This is a genomic window from Acinetobacter sp. EKM10A (assembly GCF_011075215.1).
GTDB lineage: Bacteria > Pseudomonadota > Gammaproteobacteria > Pseudomonadales > Moraxellaceae > Acinetobacter > Acinetobacter baumannii.
In genome coordinates this window covers 363220-382533 of sequence record NZ_JAALLK010000002.1, presented here as the reverse complement: position 1 = coordinate 382533, position 19314 = coordinate 363220, and the positions used below count along the sequence as shown (strand labels likewise).

The 19314-nt window shown below is 39.8% G+C and carries 18 protein-coding genes; 16 read left to right on the top strand and 2 right to left on the bottom strand.

Annotated features, from left to right (window positions below):
* Nucleotides 1-2: 2 nt before the first annotated feature.
* From G9371_RS04645 to G9371_RS04635, 3 genes are read left to right on the top strand one after another with little or no spacing between them, the layout of a single operon-like run.
* Nucleotides 3-1013 carry a FecCD family ABC transporter permease gene (locus G9371_RS04645; protein ID WP_086221551.1) on the top strand — a complete coding sequence of 337 codons (1011 nt, stop codon included), beginning with the start codon at nt 3-5 and terminating at the stop codon, nt 1011-1013.
* Nucleotides 1010-1774: an ABC transporter ATP-binding protein gene (locus G9371_RS04640; protein WP_002047393.1), complete on the top strand. Its 765-nt coding sequence runs from the start codon at nt 1010-1012 to the stop codon at nt 1772-1774. The genes G9371_RS04645 and G9371_RS04640 overlap by 4 nt, the downstream gene beginning before the upstream one ends.
* On the top strand, nt 1771-2262 hold the full coding sequence (locus G9371_RS04635; RefSeq protein WP_032009207.1) for a GNAT family N-acetyltransferase: 492 nt from the start codon (nt 1771-1773) through the stop codon (nt 2260-2262). The genes G9371_RS04640 and G9371_RS04635 overlap by 4 nt, the downstream gene beginning before the upstream one ends.
* Here G9371_RS04635 and G9371_RS04630 read toward each other — a convergent pair.
* Nucleotides 2257-3045, bottom strand: coding sequence for an AraC family transcriptional regulator (locus G9371_RS04630; RefSeq protein ID WP_029424005.1), 789 nt, complete (start codon nt 3043-3045; stop codon nt 2257-2259). The two genes, G9371_RS04635 and G9371_RS04630, sit on opposite strands and share 6 nt — an antisense overlap.
* Nucleotides 3046-3143: 98 nt before the next feature.
* Between G9371_RS04630 and G9371_RS04625 the strand changes: the two genes are divergently transcribed.
* The 12 genes from G9371_RS04625 to G9371_RS04575 all read left to right on the top strand — a co-directional run bounded on the left by G9371_RS04625 (nt 3144) and on the right by G9371_RS04575 (nt 17539).
* A complete protein-coding gene (locus G9371_RS04625) occupies nt 3144-3953 on the top strand; it encodes a sulfite exporter TauE/SafE family protein (protein ID WP_032009209.1) in 810 nt (269 codons plus the stop codon).
* A 181-nt stretch (nt 3954-4134) separates the two neighbouring features.
* A complete protein-coding gene (locus G9371_RS04620; RefSeq protein WP_029424007.1) occupies nt 4135-5019 on the top strand; it encodes a phosphoribosyltransferase family protein in 885 nt (294 codons plus the stop codon).
* Between the two features lie 11 nt (nt 5020-5030).
* Entirely contained in the window at nt 5031-6524 is a 1494-nt protein-coding gene (locus G9371_RS04615) for a nicotinate phosphoribosyltransferase (protein WP_029424008.1), read from the top strand.
* A 60-nt stretch (nt 6525-6584) separates the two neighbouring features.
* Nucleotides 6585-7352: an NUDIX hydrolase gene (locus G9371_RS04610; RefSeq protein ID WP_029424009.1), complete on the top strand. Its 768-nt coding sequence runs from the start codon at nt 6585-6587 to the stop codon at nt 7350-7352.
* A 72-nt stretch (nt 7353-7424) separates the two neighbouring features.
* Complete coding sequence (locus G9371_RS04605) at nt 7425-8819, top strand: methylenetetrahydrofolate reductase C-terminal domain-containing protein (RefSeq protein ID WP_029424010.1); 1395 nt, start codon at nt 7425-7427, stop codon at nt 8817-8819.
* Between the two features lie 167 nt (nt 8820-8986).
* Entirely contained in the window at nt 8987-9109 is a 123-nt protein-coding gene (locus G9371_RS19335; protein ID WP_000737386.1) for a hypothetical protein, read from the top strand.
* A gap of 756 nt (nt 9110-9865) precedes the next feature.
* On the top strand, nt 9866-10927 hold the full coding sequence (locus tag G9371_RS04600) for an HlyD family secretion protein (RefSeq protein ID WP_029424011.1): 1062 nt from the start codon (nt 9866-9868) through the stop codon (nt 10925-10927).
* Between the two features lie 24 nt (nt 10928-10951).
* On the top strand, nt 10952-12499 hold the full coding sequence (locus G9371_RS04595) for a DHA2 family efflux MFS transporter permease subunit (protein ID WP_005110806.1): 1548 nt from the start codon (nt 10952-10954) through the stop codon (nt 12497-12499).
* Nucleotides 12500-12686: 187 nt separating this feature from the next.
* On the top strand, nt 12687-13475 hold the full coding sequence (locus G9371_RS04590) for a hypothetical protein (RefSeq protein ID WP_075874782.1): 789 nt from the start codon (nt 12687-12689) through the stop codon (nt 13473-13475).
* Nucleotides 13472-15058, top strand: a complete 1587-nt coding sequence (locus G9371_RS04585) for a GH3 auxin-responsive promoter family protein (protein ID WP_029424012.1) — start codon at nt 13472-13474, stop codon at nt 15056-15058. Before G9371_RS04590 ends, G9371_RS04585 begins: the two co-directional genes overlap by 4 nt.
* A complete protein-coding gene (locus G9371_RS04580) occupies nt 15055-16383 on the top strand; it encodes a TolC family protein (RefSeq protein ID WP_029424013.1) in 1329 nt (442 codons plus the stop codon). The genes G9371_RS04585 and G9371_RS04580 overlap by 4 nt, the downstream gene beginning before the upstream one ends.
* Nucleotides 16376-17539 (top strand): hypothetical protein, encoded by a 1164-nt coding sequence (locus G9371_RS04575; protein ID WP_029424014.1) that lies wholly within the window; start codon nt 16376-16378, stop codon nt 17537-17539. The genes G9371_RS04580 and G9371_RS04575 overlap by 8 nt, the downstream gene beginning before the upstream one ends.
* Before the next feature lie 198 nt (nt 17540-17737).
* On the opposite strand, the gene G9371_RS04570 is transcribed toward G9371_RS04575, so the two are convergent.
* Nucleotides 17738-18178 carry an HD domain-containing protein gene (locus G9371_RS04570; protein WP_029424015.1) on the bottom strand — a complete coding sequence of 147 codons (441 nt, stop codon included), beginning with the start codon at nt 18176-18178 and terminating at the stop codon, nt 17738-17740.
* 294 nt (nt 18179-18472) lie between these two features.
* On the opposite strand from G9371_RS04570, the gene G9371_RS04565 reads away from it, so the two are divergent.
* Nucleotides 18473-18784: a helix-turn-helix domain-containing protein gene (locus G9371_RS04565; protein ID WP_029424016.1), complete on the top strand. Its 312-nt coding sequence runs from the start codon at nt 18473-18475 to the stop codon at nt 18782-18784.
* Nucleotides 18785-19314 lie beyond the last annotated feature (530 nt).

Here is a 19314-nt window from a genome sequence, read left to right as displayed (position 1 = left end):
ATATGGAAAAGCTGAAATATTATTGGTTTTACCCGTTACCTTTCATCATGATTTTTATCTCATTGCTTATTGGGCCAACTCAAACATTGAGTGCATGGGATTATTTGCGGTGGGGGATGCAAGCAGTCTTTGGTACACCTTATTTTGATGCAGAACAATTTAGGCTGATGCAAAACATTTTAGTAAATGTCAGGCTGCCTAGAATTTTACTGACCTCTATGGTGGGAGCCGCATTAGCAACCGCGGGTAATGGCTTGCAGGCCTTGTTTCGTAATCCCTTGGTCGACTCGTATGTACTTGGTATTTCATCTGGCGCTGCGTTCGGTGCAGCCTTGGCACTTTCTTTAAGTTGGCTTTCACCCAATCTATCAGCCTTTATTTTTGGCGTTTGTGCTGTTGGCTTAACGTATTTATTTGCACATCAAAAATATGAAAGTCAGACGTCTTTAGTGATGGTAATTTTATCGGGCATGATTGTTTCGGGACTGTTTTTAGCAGGACTTACGATTATTCAATACCTAAGCGATCCATTTAAATTACAAGCAATTGTGCAATGGACGATGGGCAACTTACATCAGGCTTCTTGGCAAAAGGTTCAATACGCCGTGCTTCCGATTTGTATTGGTCTTGCTGGGTTATTTGCGATGCGTTGGCGCTTAAACTTAATGGCACTCGGTGCTGAAGAAGCACAGGCGGTGGGTGTTAACCCAAGGTGGGAACAACTTCTTTTAATTGTACTAGTGACTGTATGTACCTCAACTTCTGTGGCTGCGGCAGGTATTATTAGTTTATATGGGCTGTTTATGCCGCATATTGTGAGAATGTTGGTTGGGCCAGATCATCGCTACAGTATTCCTGCCAATATGGTGTTAGGTGGCAGTTTTCTACTGTTGATTGATAACTTTTCTCGGGTTTTACTGACATTTGAAATACCGATTGGTATTTTTACCATGCTCCTTGGCGCACCATTTTTCTTATTATTAATGAAAACACAGAGGACTCAGTGGGCATGATTCAAATTGATCAGTTAAATTATGCCTATGGGCACAAACAGGTTCTTAAAAATATTCATCTAGAGTTTCCTGAAAATCAGTTTTCAGTGATTTTAGGGCGTAATGGTTGTGGTAAATCGACACTGTTTAAATTGATGGCGGGCCTAGAACCTGTAAAAGATGGCTTGATTCGTTACTCAGGAAAACCATTATCGGACTTTAAAGGTAAAGATCGGGCTGTATTGCTCGGCTTTTTACCGCAGTTTCATAAAACCGTATTTCCATTTTTGGTTAAAGATGTCGTGATTACGGGGCGTGCTGCTTTTAGCAGATATAGACCTTCAAAATCAGACTGGGAACGTGTAGACCAAGCTTTGCTTGATTTAGATATTGAGCATTTGCGTGATCGTCCTTATACCGAGCTATCGGGTGGTGAAAGACAATTGGTCATGATTGCCCGTATTTTAGTGCAAGCACCGAAAGTCATTTTGCTCGATGAGCCAACCAATCATCTCGATGTTTATTACCAGTCTTATTTAATGAAAAAGTTGCGTCAGTTATCGCGGCAAAATTTTACGGTGATTGCAATTATGCATGATCCCAATTTAGCTTTTTTATTTGCAGACCATTTATTTTTTATGCGCCAACACGAAGTGGTTAAGCCTGAGTCTAAAACACGAATAACCGATCCTAAGTTTTTAAAAAGTGTCTATGATGTTGAGTTCCATGAAGCCATGATTCAAGACAAAACCATTGTGATTCCTGATCATTCTTGGCTATGAATATGTTGAATTATCAGCTAGTGGGCAAATCAGACTATGTGTCTGCGGTAGAATTCGCGCTTTATACAAGACAGCTCTTATTCCCAGAAATTTATCATGGGCAAGTCCCCAAAGATTTACAAAATTTTGAACAATATTATGTCCATGACCCATTGGGCTGTTTTATTACGGTAAAAGATCAAAACCGCATTATTGGTACAATTGCATATCGAGCTTATGACCATCGTTTTGATTTAAATTTACCGCTTAATACGGTTGAGGTGGTTAAGTTGTTTGTATTGCCTGAATACCGCCGTAATGGTATCGCAACTCAGCTATGTGACATGTTGTTTAGCCATGCCAAAAACAGTGAAATTACGACTTTGTATTTGCATACTCATCCATTTTTACCGGCGGCTGAAGAGTTTTGGACTCTACAAGGTTTTGAGGTTATTCAACGCGAATGGATCGATACGTATGACACGACTCATATGAGTAAATCTTTATAGCGTCTTATCATACGCATGAAATCTTTTTTGAAAATGGGTAGGTGGATAACCCATAATTTTGCTGAACATTGCGGTAAAAGCTGCCGAGTGTTCATAGCCCAAACTAAAAGCAATTTCCGTAATCGAGATATTTTCTTTTAAGGCATTTAAAGCATAGATGATGCAGACTCGATTACGCCAAGCTTGAAAGGACAAGCCAGTTTCAGACTTAAACCAGCGGTGAAAAGTCCGTTCACTTTTATTGTGGTCATGTGCCCAATCTTTAGGGCTGCTATGAATATCGGGACGCTCCATAAACTCAGCACATTGTTGAGATAGTAATGTGTTGCGAGGCAATGGAATAAACAGAGGCAGGGCTGGTGCAATTTCTAATTCATATAACAATAAATCGATAAGAGCACCATCACGGCCTGCACGTTGGTAGTCAATAGGCAGTTGATTTGCCTGAATGAGCAATTGATGTAACAAAGGCGAGACTTGTATAACCTCGCAATAGTTTGCTTGTCTTGCGGCACTACTCACTTCTATATACAAACTATAAGTACTGACTTTAGATAGCCATACCCGATGTGGTTTGCCTGCGGGTATCCATACACCGCTGTACGGTAATACGAGCCATTGTCCATCTTCAGTTTCAACTTTCATGAGGCCTTCGGGTGCATATAAGAACTGTGCACGGCGATGGCTATGTGTATCTAACAAGGTATCAGCAGGATAATCTGACCCTAACGCTAGAACTGCTTGTGGTAGATGGTCTACCTCGTTAATTGAAATATTACGCATATATTTTTGGCTGAAACAAATAAAAATATGGCTTTTCTACGTTAGTTTGCCATAGAGCTATTTTATATCATGCCTCTATAAACGTGAGGAAGATAATCATGCTATATGAGCTATTTTTATTTGGGCTACTTTCAGGCATAACCACTTGGTTATTTGGTTTTGGCGGCGGATTTGTTGCTGTACCTTTGCTTTATACAGTCATTATTCAAAAGTGGGGCAATGAAAGTAGTGTCGGCATACATGCTATGCAAATCGCCGTAGCCACATCAGCGTTTGTCATGCTGTGCGCGGCAAGTTTTGCAGTCTTTCGGCACTATCGGTCTGGACATATAGATTGGCAAAAAATCCGCTTTTTGTGGGGTGGTATTGCACTTGGTGGAATTGTCGGTGCGGTAATGGCCTCATTGTTTAATGGAAATTGGCTTCGCTGGATCTTTATGGGCTATGTGTTCATAACCATTCTAGATTGTTATTACCGACCAGGCTTTATGGTGACCTCAAAGCAAAAGCAACACTATGGACAAAACAGTGAACTCATTAAAGGGGGCATTATTGGTTGGGTTGCAGCACTTTTAGGTGTTGGAGGAAGTGTAATGACGGTTCCTTTATTACGGCGGCGGGGCAGTTCTATGGCAGAGGCTGCGGCTATTGCAAACATTCTCACGCTGCCTTTGTCTTTAACTGCAACGCTGACCTATTGCGTATTGTCACTTTGGCAACCTACATGGAGACCCAACGGATTTATCGGTCTCATCTGGTTTGAAGCTGCTTTATTCTTGGTTGCTGGAACATGGATTGGACTATATTTTTCAGAAAAATTTATTTCAAAACTACCTGATTTATGGCGGGCAAAGTTATATCCGCTACTTTTAATAGTAGTTCTACTCGTCATGCTTTTTGTAAATTAACTTTTTATTTCAATTAATTGAAGAATAATCTCTCTTAAATATCGAATTTCTAAATGCTCTAAAACTGCAAATTTTATGTCTTAAAGGGCTTTGAAAAAAGTTTAAAAATTAGACTTGAAATATATAGTGGCTTTGTGCCACTATATATTCATCGAAGGTCATCAGACAAAAAGAGGATGATATGGCTATCCAGCTTTTAGATGCGGCAAGAAACGAAATTCCAGTGAAATTTACGCAGTTTTCTGGTGGCGAGCGTCATGTTCAAATTGATGAGACAACCTTAGGTTCACTATATGGCAATGTATTGGTTCGTGCACACATGGCCTCAAGTCACGATGTGATGGACTATTTACTACTTGAAAATATATTGCTGACTCAGGGTTTAACCATTGACCTAGAAGTTCCGTATTTTCCATATGCACGTCAGGACCGTATTTGTGCAGTAGGCCAAGCGTTCTCGCTTGATGTGATGACCAAGTTACTCAACATCAATGCTGACAAAAAGGCGGGCAAACAAGGCAAGGTGACTGTTTGGGACTGCCATAGTGAAGTAACAACAGCCTTACTTGCTGCCAATACTTCTTTTAGTGAAGTTGTAAACATCAGTTCAGTCGACATCATCGCAAAGAGTGAAGCGCTAAGCACATTGTTAAAAGATGAAAAAACAGTACTGGTTTGCCCAGACAAAGGCGCAAAAGCGCGTACACAAATGGTCGCAGATGCTTTTAATTCTGAGCGCAAACAACCAATCACTATTGTTCAGTGCGATAAAAAACGTGATCCGGTGACTGGCAAAATTTTAGGTACACATGTACATGCGACTGATTTATCAGGCCTCACAGCGGTCATTACCGATGACATTTGCGACGGCGGTGCAACCTTTATTGGTATTGCCAAAGAACTGCGTCGCCTCAATTGCCATAAGGTCGTTCTATATGTGACCCACGGTATTTTCAGTAAAGGAACAGAGGTTTTTGATGGACTGTTAGAGCAACTGTTTACCTCAGACAGCTTTCCACAACAACCATCAGACAAAATTTCAGTAATTGCTTTTGCAGCAGAATAAAGAGAACAAAGATGACGATTAAACTTAATCCATTAAACGCTATCGATTTTTATAAAGCCGACCACAGACGTCAGTATCCAGCAGGTACAGAATACGTGTACGCAAACTTTACGCCGCGTTCATCTCGACTCGCAAAAATGTTGCCTGACTTCGATGATAAAGTTGTGTTCTTTGGTCTTCAGGGTTTTATCAAACATTTTTTAATTGATACATGGAATGAAGGCTTTTTTAAGCAACCTAAAGACAAAGTGGTAGCTGCTTATAAACGCCGTATGGATAGTTCATTAGGTGAAGGTGCTGTGCCGGTTGATCACATTGAAGCATTACATGACTTGGGCTATTTACCATTACGCATTAAAGCTTTGCCAGAAGGCAGCCGCGTCAATATGCGTGTACCTGTGCTTACTGTAATTAATACCGACCCGCGTTTCTTTTGGCTCACCAACTATATTGAAACTGTATTAAGTGCTGAACTTTGGAAAAGCTGCACTACAGCAACGATTGCCTACGAGTACAAACGTTTATTAACTCAATATGCCGTAAAAACTGGCGCACCACTCGATTTTATACCTGTGCAAGGACATGATTTTAGTAGCCGTGGCATGAGTGGAATATATGATGCGGCACAATCAGGAGTAGGCCACTTAACCAGTTTTATTGGAACAGACTCGGTTGCTTCAATCGACTACGCAGAAGAATATTACAATGCCACAGGTGTGATTGGGGTATCTGTACCAGCGACCGAACACAGTGTGATGTGTATGGGCACAGAAGACAGTGAGCTCGAAACATTTAAACGTTTAATTTGCGAGCTTTATCCGTCTGGTGTTGTCAGTATTGTGTCTGATACTTGGGACTTTTGGCGAGTCATTACAGAATTTACGGTGGCTTTAAAACCTGAAATTTTGGCGCGACAACCTAATGCTTTAGGCTTGGCTAAATTGGTTTTCCGTCCAGACTCTGGTGACCCAGTTAAAATTATTTGTGGTGACACAAACGCCGAAGTCGGTAGCCCAGCATATAAAGGCGCTGTTGAATGTTTATGGGAAGTGTTTGGTGGTACAACAACTGACCAAGGCTATAAAGTACTGAATGAACGTGTCGGTTTAATTTATGGTGACTCCATTACCCTAGACCGTGCACAGCGTATTTTAGAAGGGCTAGAAGCCAAAGGTTTTGCTTCAAACAACTTGGTGTTTGGTATAGGCAGTTTTACCTATAACTACTTAACTCGCGATACCTTTGGGTTTGCTGTGAAAGCGACTTGGGGACAGGTGAATGGTGTAGGCCGCGAACTGTTTAAAGACCCGATTACTGACTCAGGCGTTAAAAAATCTGCGAAAGGTCTATTACGCATCGAAGAAAGTGAAAATGGCTTTACTTTGTTTGATGAGCAAACGGCCGAACAAGAACAAGGTGGAGCACTAAAAACAGTCTTTGAAAATGGTAAACTTCAGTATGAGTGTACTTTGGATCAAATACGTGAGCGTTTATCCATCGCATAACTGAGTTTAGATGAGCCGTTGCATGAGTATCGGCTCATCATTTTCACTGAGAGACTGAACGTGACTATTCAAACTGAACAAGAATTCCTTGCCAGTTATGATCGCCGAGATTATGACGCACCTTTACTCACTGTAGATATGGCTATTTTCTCGGTATTTAATGGTCAGTTGCAGGTATTACTCATTAAGCGGCCCAACTTTCCAGCTAAAGACCAATGGGCTTTACCGGGTGGTTTTGCCGATTTAACCCATGATCAAGATTTGATGGCCACAGCTTATCGTAAGCTCGTCGAAAAAACAGGGATTAGTTCACCTTACTTAGAACAAGTTGCTTCTGTCGGTAACGCGAAACGTGACCCGCGTGGTTGGGCCGTGACTATTTTGTATTTTGCATTAATTGATTTTAATGCCTATCAACATCAAGCATTGGCTGAATACAGTGAATGGGTGCCTGTAGCAAAAGCAAAAGATTTAGCATTGGCGTTTGATCATAATGAACTGCTCAGCTTAGCTTTAGAGCGTTTAACCAATAAAACTCGCTATACCGCATTGCCAGCCAGTCTCATGCCTGAGTTGTTTACACTTACTGAGCTACAGACTATTTATGAAATTATTCTTGGGCAATCCTTAGATAAAAAAGCGTTTAGACGCCGTATGATAGAAGCGGGCGCAGTTGAAGAAACCAATCACAGTAAAATTGTAGGCAAACGACCAGCTCAGCTTTACCGCTATGCACTCGATTCTTTCGATTTTATATTTCCTCGCTCACTCGAATTACCTAGAAATAAAGAGAGTGAAGATAAGCAAAACAATGAGCTTTCTAACTAGCGCATCTTGATGCACTTTGATTTATAATGCCGCGCTTATGATTGATGTCATGTTTTGATCAGCACTTTGCCTATGTCTCACGTTTCTCCCTGCTTCCAGCAAAACCAGTTTTTTGTGTTGGTGGAATATCTCACTTCACTACATGAAATTTATCCTGTAAGACATGAGTTTGCAGGATATCCGGCTGCAATGACATTGGCAGATCGTGTACATTCAGATCATGATATCGCGCCGCTTGAAGCCAGCAAAAGTTACCCTGACTCAATAGAGAAAGTCTTACACTTTTCAGGTAAGGCCCGAGACATACAAGACTTTGAGCGCTTTTTAGAACAAGCCAAGTCTGCCAATATTCAAAACTTGTTATTGCTTACAGGCGACAAACTCAAAGAACATCATAATGGACGAGATGGGCAGCCTCGTAGTCGTTACCTAGAGTCGGTAAACGCCGTAATGGCAGCTAAGCAACATGGTGGTTTTCGTATTGGGGTTGCTTTTAATCCGTTTAAATATGTCGAAGCTGAGCGTGATGCACAGTATTTAAAACTGCATAAGAAGATTAAAGCAGGTGCTGACTTTATCATTACCCAATTGGGCTATGACATTGAAGCCTTAAAACAAGCCAAATCATTTTTAACCAAGCATGATTATTCGCAGCAAATACTAGCTTGCGTCATGCCACTGACTTTAGGCCGTGCCAACTTCATGGTAAAGCATAAAGTTGCGGGTATTGTGATTACTCCACACATGCTAAAAGTCTTGGCAGAAGAAAAACAGACAGGGCATACAGACCGTGTTTATTTGCGCTGCGCTTTACAAATTTTAATATGTAAACACTTAGGATTTGCGGGTATTCATTTATCTGCTTGTCATAAGCAAGAAGAGCAAATGCTGCTTGAAAGTTACATCGAGCAATACAGACATCTTAACCTTAAGGCCTTAGAAGAGCTTTGGAATTCACTTTGGCAAGTCACGACAGGCAAAGAGTTTACCCCTGAAATTGCTCGTTTTTCACGTCAGCCAACATCTAAACAAATCATTAAATATCGCCAACTGCATGTGATGCATGAGGCCCTGTTCGGATCTAAAATTGCCAAAGGCGTTGGGCGGTTTATTTTTAAAGCGCCTTTTTGGGAAAATTCTGTGGTTGCTAAAGCATTACTTAAAACAGAAGTATTGAGTAAACATAGCCTAGTCGGTTGCGAAAGCTGTGGTCAGTGCCGTTTAGGTGACACTTTATATATTTGCCCTGAAACATGTCCCAAAGGCTTAGCCAATGGTCCTTGCGGTGGAACAACTTTAGACCGCTGTGAATTTGGTGATCGTGAATGTATTCATTCTGTCAAAGCAAGACTTGCCAAAGCGGTTAAAAAAACCGAAATATTAAAAGAGAAACTGATTCCAACGGTGCCTCTTGAAACGAGAGGAACCAGTTCTTGGAAAAACTGGTATTTAGCGACTGAGGCTTAAGTTTTGTACTAATCCGTGATTTGAACTTGTTAAACAATCAAATGATAGGCTAAAGAACAGCAATAATTTAAAAATAACAATTAGTTGCCTTAATTATGTCCAGTCAAAATGGCTACCGAGGAGTATACTTAAAGCAAATCTTTTGCGTTAAAGGAAAGGCTGTCTCAATGAAAAAATTGGTTGCTGTACTTACTGTAATTGTTGTTTTAACTGGATGTGTTTATGACCCTGTTAATTACGACAAAATACACGACCAAGAGTTCCAAGACCACCTCAGGCAAAACGGTTAACAATAAAAAAGCCCACTCAATGAGTGGGTTTCATTTGGAATAGCTTTGAAGAAATTTTTAAGAGTTTAATTAATAAACAAAACCACTTAAATCACTATTTTTAAAGGTTTGTTCACCTTTTAATAATAGGTTTAAACTTATTTGTAAGATGGTTTTATCTAAAAATAATAAGCTATTTTAGTTGTTGTAATAGCTTATTTATTAAACAATCATTACTTATAAGATTAAACATTCTGTCAGTTTTACTGTTGTTAATTTAAAGAAATATAATATTTATAACTTATATATCTTATTCGTATAACTATAACAATTTAAATTGTTAATCAATTTTGAAATTACACATTATTTTAATTAATAATACTTAATTATTACATAATTAAACTTATATTTAATAATACTGCAATAAAAGGCTATTTAGTAAATTTAAAAAAACTATGTCTACTAAGTGGTAATTTATTTGTAAAACAATTATTTATATTTAATTCTTTAAAATAAATTTATATCTAAAATTTAGACAAATTCGAATTACATAATTTTTAAACATAGTTTATATAATATGATTAATTGACATAAATAGAAGAAATATATGTCAAAGAGGTCAATGATATTTAATTCACTTAAGAACCATAATTTGCACCAAATTTTACGCTGTCACGATTCATTGAATAAAACCAAGTGAAAAGTTACGTAAAAAAGAAACCAATAATTTTATTGGCTTAAATAAAAAATCGAATATTACAAATAAGCGGAATGATTATGGATAACGTAGCTCAGCTAGAAACTGATACTAATTTCCAAAGCCGAAAGAAAATAACTTGGGGTGTTTTTAGTGTCCTGCTGTTATTTTTAGTTGCTGGCATCTTATATTATTTTTTTGTATACCGATTCTATCAATCTACTGATAATGCTTATGTACAAGCCGATGTCACTTGGGTGATGCCAAAGATTTCAGGCGAAGTGATGGAGTTATTAATTAACGATAATCAGTTTGTAAAAAAAGGGGAAACTTTAGCAGTATTAGACCATCGTGACTACCAAGCTCGTTATGACCAAGCCCGTTCTGTGGTCAGCCTAAAAGAAGCTGCACTGGGTGTACAACAACAAAATGAAAAGTCTGCACGGTCGTCAATTATTGAAGCAAATAGTGGTGTAGTGGCAGCGCAAGCAGATCTAGCGCGTTTGAAAAAAGAGTTCGAGCGTTATCAAGATCTATTAAAAGATGGCGTAATTACCCGACAAAATTTTGAAGGGATTCAGTCTCAATATTTAACGGCTCAGGCACAGCTCAGCAAAGCACAAGCCGCCGTAAATGCAGCAGAAGCTCAGTTGGGGAGTTTACAAGCGAGTCGAGCGCAGCTTTTAGCAGATATTCAAAGTGCCCATGCAAATTTAAACCTGTATCAAGTCGATTTGGCTTCATCAAAAGTGGTTAGTCCTGTAAGCGGTAAAATCGGTAGTCTGGCAATTCAAAAAGGCTCACGTGTTTCTCCACAAACCCGCTTAATGGCGATCATTCCTGAAAATAGTTTGTATGTACAAGCGAACTTCAAAGAAACCCAAATTGAAAAAATGCATATCGGTCAGAAAGTTAAATTAAAACTTGATGCTTATCCAAGCCTCAACTTTACCGGAAAAATTGAGAGTTTTTCTCCCGCTTCAGGCGCGACTTTCTCACTTATGCCACCAGACAATGCCACAGGCAACTTTAACAAAGTTGTACAGCGTATTCCTGTACGTATCGCCATAGATTCAAGCCCACATATTGATTTGATAAAACCTGGAATGTCGGTGAGCGTCACCGTTGACCTAAGAACTTAATAATAAAATTTTGGGTAATCATAAATGAATAAGCATGTTGAAGCCGAGTGGAGGTTTCCCGCAAAAACTGCATGGGCAATTTTTGCTGCCATGATTTTTGGCAACTTCATGGCGATTCTTGATATTCAGATTGTGGCGAGTTCTTTAAACGAAGTACAAGCTGGCATGAGCGCAAGTCGTTATGAAGTCACTTGGGTACAAACGGTTTATTTAATTGCCGAGATTATTGCGATTCCAATGTCGAGTATTGTCTCGCGAGTGCTTTCAACACGGGTGTATTACACCATGTGTGCAATCGGCTTTACGGTGAGTTCTTTACTTTGTGCTTTGTCATGGAACTTGGAAAGTTTACTGGTGTTCCGTGGCATTCAAGGCTTTATGGGTGGCGGGATGATTCCGACTTCCATGACGGCGTTGTATTTACTGTTTCCAGAACCAAAACGCTCATTACCTTTGGTCATGTTTGGCATGATCAGTACTTTAGGTCCAGCAATTGGCCCAACCATTGGCGGTTGGCTCACCAATAATTTCTCATGGCACTGGATGTTCCTGATCAATATTATTCCGGGCATTATCATTGCCACGGTCATCTACTCAGGTCCAAATATCGACCGTGCGAACTATTCACTCATCAAAAGTATGGACTGGTTCAGCCTCGTTGGTATGGCGATGTTTTTGGGTGGGCTGGAATATTTCCTTGATGAAGGCGCACGACATGACTGGCTTGCTGATACAGGCGTTCGGGTTGCTTTTATGGTCTGTGTTGTAGGTGGCATGATTTTCTTCTCTAGAAGTTTTACTCAGCCTAAGCCTTTGCTCGATTTATCGGTATTTAAAAATAAAAACTTTACCCTAAGTGCCATTACAACGTTTGTGATTGGTATGGCGCTGTATGGCTTGGGTTACATGATTCCTGTCTTTCTTGGACAAGTCCGTGAAATGAACAGTAGCCAAATTGGCCACGTCATGATGGTGACAGGTATTGTCATGTTCTGCTTTGCGCCGTTTCTTGCGTGGCTCATTCCCAATTTTGATACGCGCAAAACTGTATTTGTCGGAATGATTCTGGCGGGCTTTGGTGTCTGGCTCAATTCACATTTGAGCATTCATAGCGATTATGACTTTATGTTTTGGCCACAAATTTACCGTGGTATTGGCCTCATGATTTGCTTGATTGTGGTTTCGCATTTGGCCATGAGTACATTGCCACTCAGTAAAGTTGCCGATGCCAGCGGTATTTATAACCTGATGCGTAATATTGGGGGCGCAGTTGGACTGGCTCTTATTAACTCATCGTTAGACTGGCTGACCGCCATGCATGTCACCCAGATTAATCAGTCGATGACACCGCAAAACTGGATATTTACAGAAAGACTCGACCAGCTTACGGCGCAATATCAAGAAGTTGGTACAAATGCTCAGCAAATCGCACTGAGTGTGATTTATCGTGACATTCACTTTCAAGCACTGACATCGAGTTTCAATGACTTATTACGCATGCTCGCAATCATTATGTTTGTGACCGCCTTTTTAACCATATTTATGGATCGGGGGAAGAAAATGAATATGTAGCGATTTAGAAATAAAAGGCAGCTTTCAAAGAATGAAAACAATAGGGCATATCAAAACATATCCCTTCATAGAAAAAGAACATTGATATGAGTTTCGAATATCGCTGTATGAGATAGGGGAACTCACAGATCTGGATGTGGGAGATTAAAGTATTATGATTAATACAACATATAAACTGATTTCAAAATTGAACCTGAAAAACGCAACTTATGGGCAATATTTTGAAAAAGAGCAAATCGATACTGAACGATTGAAAGTGATGTATTCCATTTACGAGCAGTATTATGAAAATACCAGATTTTCTATTTTCGTAGATGATTTTAAAAATAAAAGCGGTGCGATCTTAATTTTTGACTCAGAAACAGATGAGATTGTCGGTTTCTCGACGGTAGTTGTGCAGCATTTCTACTTAAACGGTAAAGATTATACCGTGCTCTTTAGCGGTGATACGGTCATTTTGAAAAAGTTTTGGGGCACGCGTACATTGCAAAGTACCATGCTCAAACTCATGATCAAGCTTCGAATTAAATATCCTTTTAACGAACTTTATTGGCTTCTCATTTCTAAAGGCTATAAGACTTATCTCTTACTTGCCAATAACTATTATGTGTATTACCCAAACATTAAAGATGAAAACCAACATCTTTCGGAAGTTGTTGAACATTACTGTGAAAAATTCTTTGGTGAATACTACGACAAAGAAGCCGGTTTACTCAACTTTGGCGATGATTATCAACCATTAAAAGGCGAAGTCGCACCGATTACTGCCGAAATGAGAGAAAAGAACCCAAATATTCATTTCTTTGAGCAGAAAAATCCAACTTGGAGAGCCGGTACAGAACTGCCATGTATTGGTCGACTTGGTTGGAAAGATATTGCCCGTTTCCCTGTAAAACTGATGACGAAGCCGACAAGCAAAGGAAAATTTGAAGCGCAGTTAAGCCATAAAACAAAACGTAGAGAGGCTATCCAATGAAATCTAATCAATGGTTGACTCTCGGCTCGCATCTTATTTTAAAAAAATGGTGTGATGCATCTGACCGTAATTTCCAAAAACAGTTTAATGCCTTAGAGACTACGCAACGTCAAATTTTGCATTCGATTTTACAGACCTCTACTTTGGCCAAAGATAAACAGGTTCAAAACTATGAGCAGTTTGTAAAAGCTTTTCCTGCAACTCGCTATAGCGCTTGGCGAGAAGACATTCAGCGCTACCGTGAACAAAAGCTTTCACTCTCTAGCAGTAAACTGGTTCGTTTCCAGCCGACCAGTGGTTCGAGTGAACAAATCAAGTTTATTCCATATACCAAGTTGTTTTTAGATGAACTTGACCATGCGATTGCACCGTGGATGGCAAGTTTATACCGTAAGTGTCCAGAGCTTAGCTCTGGTACACACTACTGGTCGGTGTCGTGGTTGCCTGAAAGTCAGCGTGAAGTTTTAAAAGATAAAAATTTAAATGATGACAGTGCGCTACTTGGTATAGGTAAGCGCATTTTGTCTAAGTTTACCCAAGCGGTTCCAAGTAACGTTGCATTTGCGGCCAATGCTGACGATGCACTGTTTGCCACCATTTGTTATTTGGTCGCAAACCGTAGCTTAGCCATGATTTCGGTATGGAGTCCAACGTTTGCATTGCAATTACTTGAACGTTTAGAGGCATTGCAAAAAGACGTGATTGAGGTTTTACAAAGTGGTAAATGGGGCAGTCGTCACGCTTCCTTAAAAGAAGTCACTGCACCGCATAGCTCTGAAAGTGCTCAAGCCTTAATTGCAAGTTCAAACGGCGTACAGATCGACTTTAAAAAACTTTGGCCAAAGTTAAGTCTGGTTTCGAGTTGGGACACCGCAGGTTCAAAAGCGTGGGCCGAAAAATTAAAAGAGAAATTGCCCAGTGTTCAGTTTGAAGGTAAAGGCTTATGGGCGACGGAAGGTGTAGTGACTATTCCCTATAACGACCAATACCCATTGGCTTACCAAAGTCACTTCTATGAATTTGAATATTTAGAGGGTGAGAAACAAGGTCAAATCGTTCCTTCATGGCAGCTTAAACAAGGTGATGTGGTCAGCCCACTGATTACTTCGGGTAATGGCTTACTGCGTTACTGTCTGGATGATTGCTTAAAAGTGACTGGCTTTTTAGAGCAAATTCCGTGTTTTGAGTTTCAAGGCCGTCGTTTTGGGGTAGATCTGGTCGGTGAAAAACTAGCACCTGAAACCGCTCAACAGTTGTTGTCTCAGTTAAACGAAACCGAGTCAAAAGCGATTTCTTTACTGGCGATTGATACCCAACAACAAGTAAAACCATTTTATTGTGTGCTTTTTGAAGGTGAAATTCATCACAGCATTAACAATGAATATATCGACAGTATCTTACGTCAAAACTTCCACTATGAACTTGCACGAAACTTGGGGCAGCTCGATCAGCCTCAAATTCGCCAAGCCAATAATGGTTGGAATGCGTACAAGAAACTAGTCATGTTTGATGGCATTATCGAAGGCAATATCAAGCCTGAGCCACTCAAAAAAGTCACCCTGAATAGTTTGGAACAACTATGAAAGGGATGAAGCCATTTAATACCCGGTTTTTAACACTTCGACACGCCTTATATCTAGGCGTGTTGTTGGTGTCGAATACACATGCCATGACTTTAGATGAGGCTTTGTCTGCAAGTTTAAAACATGAAAGCCAGCTTGAAGTGAGCCGTTTAAGTGTGAACCAGTCCACCGCTATGCTTGAACAGGCCAAGCAACGTGATGGACTCAAAGTTAATTTAGTCGGGCAACTTGACTATGAAAGAATAAATACGCCTTCACACGTCTTGTTTCCAACCGAAGGAAACCGTAAAGGCCGAAGTTTGCAATTGCAGGCAGATTATCCGATTTATACCTCTGGACGACACCGTTTAGGAATAGACATTGCCGAGAGTCAGCTTTCTGCCCAACACCAAGGCTTATCAGATCAAAGATCGGAAACGATTTTAAATACCGTGATGGTCTATACCGACGTATTAAAAAAGAAAGCCATTTTAGAACTCAGACAAAAGACCATGGCAAATCTGCAACGGTCTTTATATGAGTCAAAGCGCCGTTTTGATGTCGGTATGATTACCCGTGCAGACTTAGCTCAGGTGTTGGCACAAGTTGCACAAGGTCAAGCCGATATTACACAAGCGCAATCTAACTTGACCGTAAGTGAAGCGCAGTTTTATCAAGTGACAGGTACAACACCTGACAACCTTGTTCCAATCAATCAATTACCTCCTATTCCCGCTAACCTAGATGAAATATTGGCTCAAACCAAGAACCACCCGGCGTTAATGCGGGCTAAATATGAAAAGCAGGCTGCCGAAAAACAATATGCTTTAACTAAACGCGAACTCTGGCCAACGGTCATGCTGACCAGTCGTGCCGGAAAGCAAGATGAAGCGAGTTATATTGGCTCTGAAAGTAATAACTATATGGTTGGGGTGCAGCTCAATGTGCCGCTCTATGACGATGGTTTAAATCGGGCCAATGTCAAAAAAGCGCAGGCCGATATCGATTTGGCTGCGCAAAAAATTCGAAGTCTTGAGCTGGACTTGAATAAGCGTACCCGTACCACCTATGCGCAGCTTCAAACCATTCGACAAAATAAAGACGCATTGGCAAATGCCATAGAGGCAGCGTCTATTGCCTTTGTCTATACCCGTAAAGAGTTCGATGTGGGCACCAAAACCACTTTTGATTTGCTTAATACCGAGCAGAAGTTACTCGATGCACAAACCCAGAAAACCGTAAATGATCAAGACGAAGTGGTGTTTGTCTATCAGCTACTCGACCAAATGGGGCGTTTAAACAATTTGGTTCCTACACAGACCGCACAACAGGTGAATAATGAATAAAACAAATACACCACTTACTGATAATACGCTTATTACCCGTGAAGCGACTTTGGCAGATGACGAGGCTTTACGAGAGTTAATTGCCGTACCCATGACCACCAAAGGCATACAAATCAGCTTTCAGCGTGAACCAAGTTATTTTAAGGCATCCGACATCGTCTATCGGCATAAACTGCATGTCGTGATTGAAGATACCGAGAGTCAAAAGAAAGTTGCCTGTTATAGCAATGGTTACCGTCCGTGTTATATCAATCGGAACATTCAAAACTTACGCTATGCTGGAGATTTACGGGTAGATCACAGCTATCGGGGTAAATCATTGGTGAAAGTCTTAGGCAAACATGTAAAACGGACTATGCATGAACCAAACTATAGCCAAATGATAATTTTTGATGATAACCATGCCGCACGTGCTGCCATCCAAACAGGCAAAACGGGAATGCCCGATTATTATGATGAAGGACTTATAGAGACACTCAGCCTGACGAGTACAGGCGCAAAAAGGAAAATCACGGCTTTTCTAAAGCAGACTTCTAAACAGAGTCATCTTCAAGAGATTCGCAGCTGTGTTGCTGAAGCTGAGCATGTGCCAGCCATGAATCAGTTTATTAGCAACATGGCAGAATACTATAACTTTATTCCAGCCTATAACTTTGAAGAACTTGCCCAAGGTCATCAGTATTTTTCAGGGATGAAACTATCTGACTTTTCACTTTACTTTAAGGGCGAAAAACTGGTCGGTATGTTTGGCTTGTGGGATCAGCATAGTATTAAACAAACCAAAATTTTAAATTACAGCTCGGCCATAGCTGTGCTTAGACCCGTCTATAACTTATTAACGCCAATTACCAAAGGCATGCGTTTGCCTAGACTCGGTGACTCTATCAAATACCATGTGTTACATACGCTTATATGCCATCCAGAAGATTTGGCTTTGCATCATAAAATGCTCGAAGATGCCTATAACAAGTCAAAACTGCAGGGCGTTGGTGTGGTGAGTTTTACGCTTTCCCATAAAGACCCGCGCTATCAATTAAACCAATTTTATAAAGGTGAGCGTTTAACGGGTATGCATGGTTTTATTAGCTTTGAAGGTGATCCTCGGCCAAGTTTTGATAAAAAGCTAATTCCATACTTAGAGGTTGGACGTATTTAACCCTTAGATAGTTTCGCCGTAGGTCATGAATGCGCAAATATTTGCTCATTTTTAGGCAAATTAAATAGATTTGAGCAAATATATGCGCAAAATGGTGAATGCTCGCTAGAGCAAGAGACTTTTTAATAGTTATTTTGATTTCGTTACAAAATCAAGATAACAGATTTTTGATTTAATAAACCTAGTAAATTTGGCTCTTTAGCCCAACTTATCTTGCGCCGTTGAAACAATCAACATGGTTTGAAGGTAATAATCTACACGTGATTGATTATTTTCTTTATGTGAGTTGTGCGCATTAAACGCTGCATCATGAAGTTTCACGACTCGAGCGATCGGATTTGAACTACAACGAATTAAATATTCTTCGCGTGTTTCCGTTTCCCGTTTAGTTAATGCATCTACTGCATCACGGACTTCTTTTCCGAATAAACTTTCGATTTTGTCTAGGGTAAGAGGTGTGTCTTCAACACTATCGTGGAGAAGGGCTGTAATAATATAGACTTCTGAAAATTGGTGCTCAATTAATGAGTTGACCACACCTTTAATATGGTAATCAAAATAATCATGAGAACCATACTTTTGGCCTTGATGAGACTCTTTTGACAATTTCTCTGCTAATTCAACTTTATTTTGAGTCATTTTTTGCTCTTATTACTTTGAGTTATAACGCAGCCTAATTGGTGAGATGGGCCGCTTAAGTCATAATTTTATACTGAATAAGCTACTTTGTTGTGAATACTCTCGTTTGTTTGGTGAATCTCCACAATGTAATATTCAACATATGAAAACGAATAAATAAACTATCACTATCTATAAATATGAGATGCGCAAAAATTTGCTCACTTTTATCTAAAATAAATCAAATTGAGCAAATATATTCACAAAAACTTATTTTTATAGTATTTTCGAGAAAATAATTGCTCATTTACACGAATGAAAAAATTAACAATACAAGCCCAAGACCGTCAACAGATTCTTATAGATTTATATAAACAATATTTGTTGAGTGAGATTACTTTGGGGCAATTGCTATCGTATTTACGCAAAAATGTGTTGGGTTTATCGCAAGAACAATATGCTAATTTGGTGGGTATAAGCCGTCGGACTTTGACGGACATTGAGCAGGATAAAGGTAAACTCACTCAGTCTGTGTTAGATAAAGTATTTAAGCCACTTGGTTTAAAAGCAGGGCTTGTACCTACGCATGAACATATTGTTAGCAAAATTATCAAGCCAACCGAGTAAGCAACTACTTAAATGTTCACAAGGGAACGCTTGTGAACACTAAAATGATAATTTTTGAACCAATCTAATATATAAATTTTTCCAACTTTAAAATTTAACTTAATGATATAAAAGCAGATTGTAAATATTACTTAAGAATATCCTTAATTATGTAATTAAATGAAAAATAATAATTATTTAAATATTTTCTAGCCAATTTCACATTGACACTTCAAATATTGAAGATTACCATTTGCGGGCTGGCCTACATCGCCAGACGGTTTTAGCAGACCGTATACGACCGCATCAGAATTTATTCCTTCTGAGGGATAGTTCTATGTGTACCTCTCGTCTCTTTCCCGTAGCGGTAGGACGGGAGAGGGACACCTGCGGGTGTGCTGGTTGTCGTACCAGTCTGCTAACCCTTTCTCGTTCTGCCACCATAAATCTTATGCTCTGGCAGAACTCCATAAATAAGGAGTTGGCTTTGCGCATCCATCATTTCTTGGCACCCATTGCCAAAAGCTATAACAACACAGCTTAAAACTTTT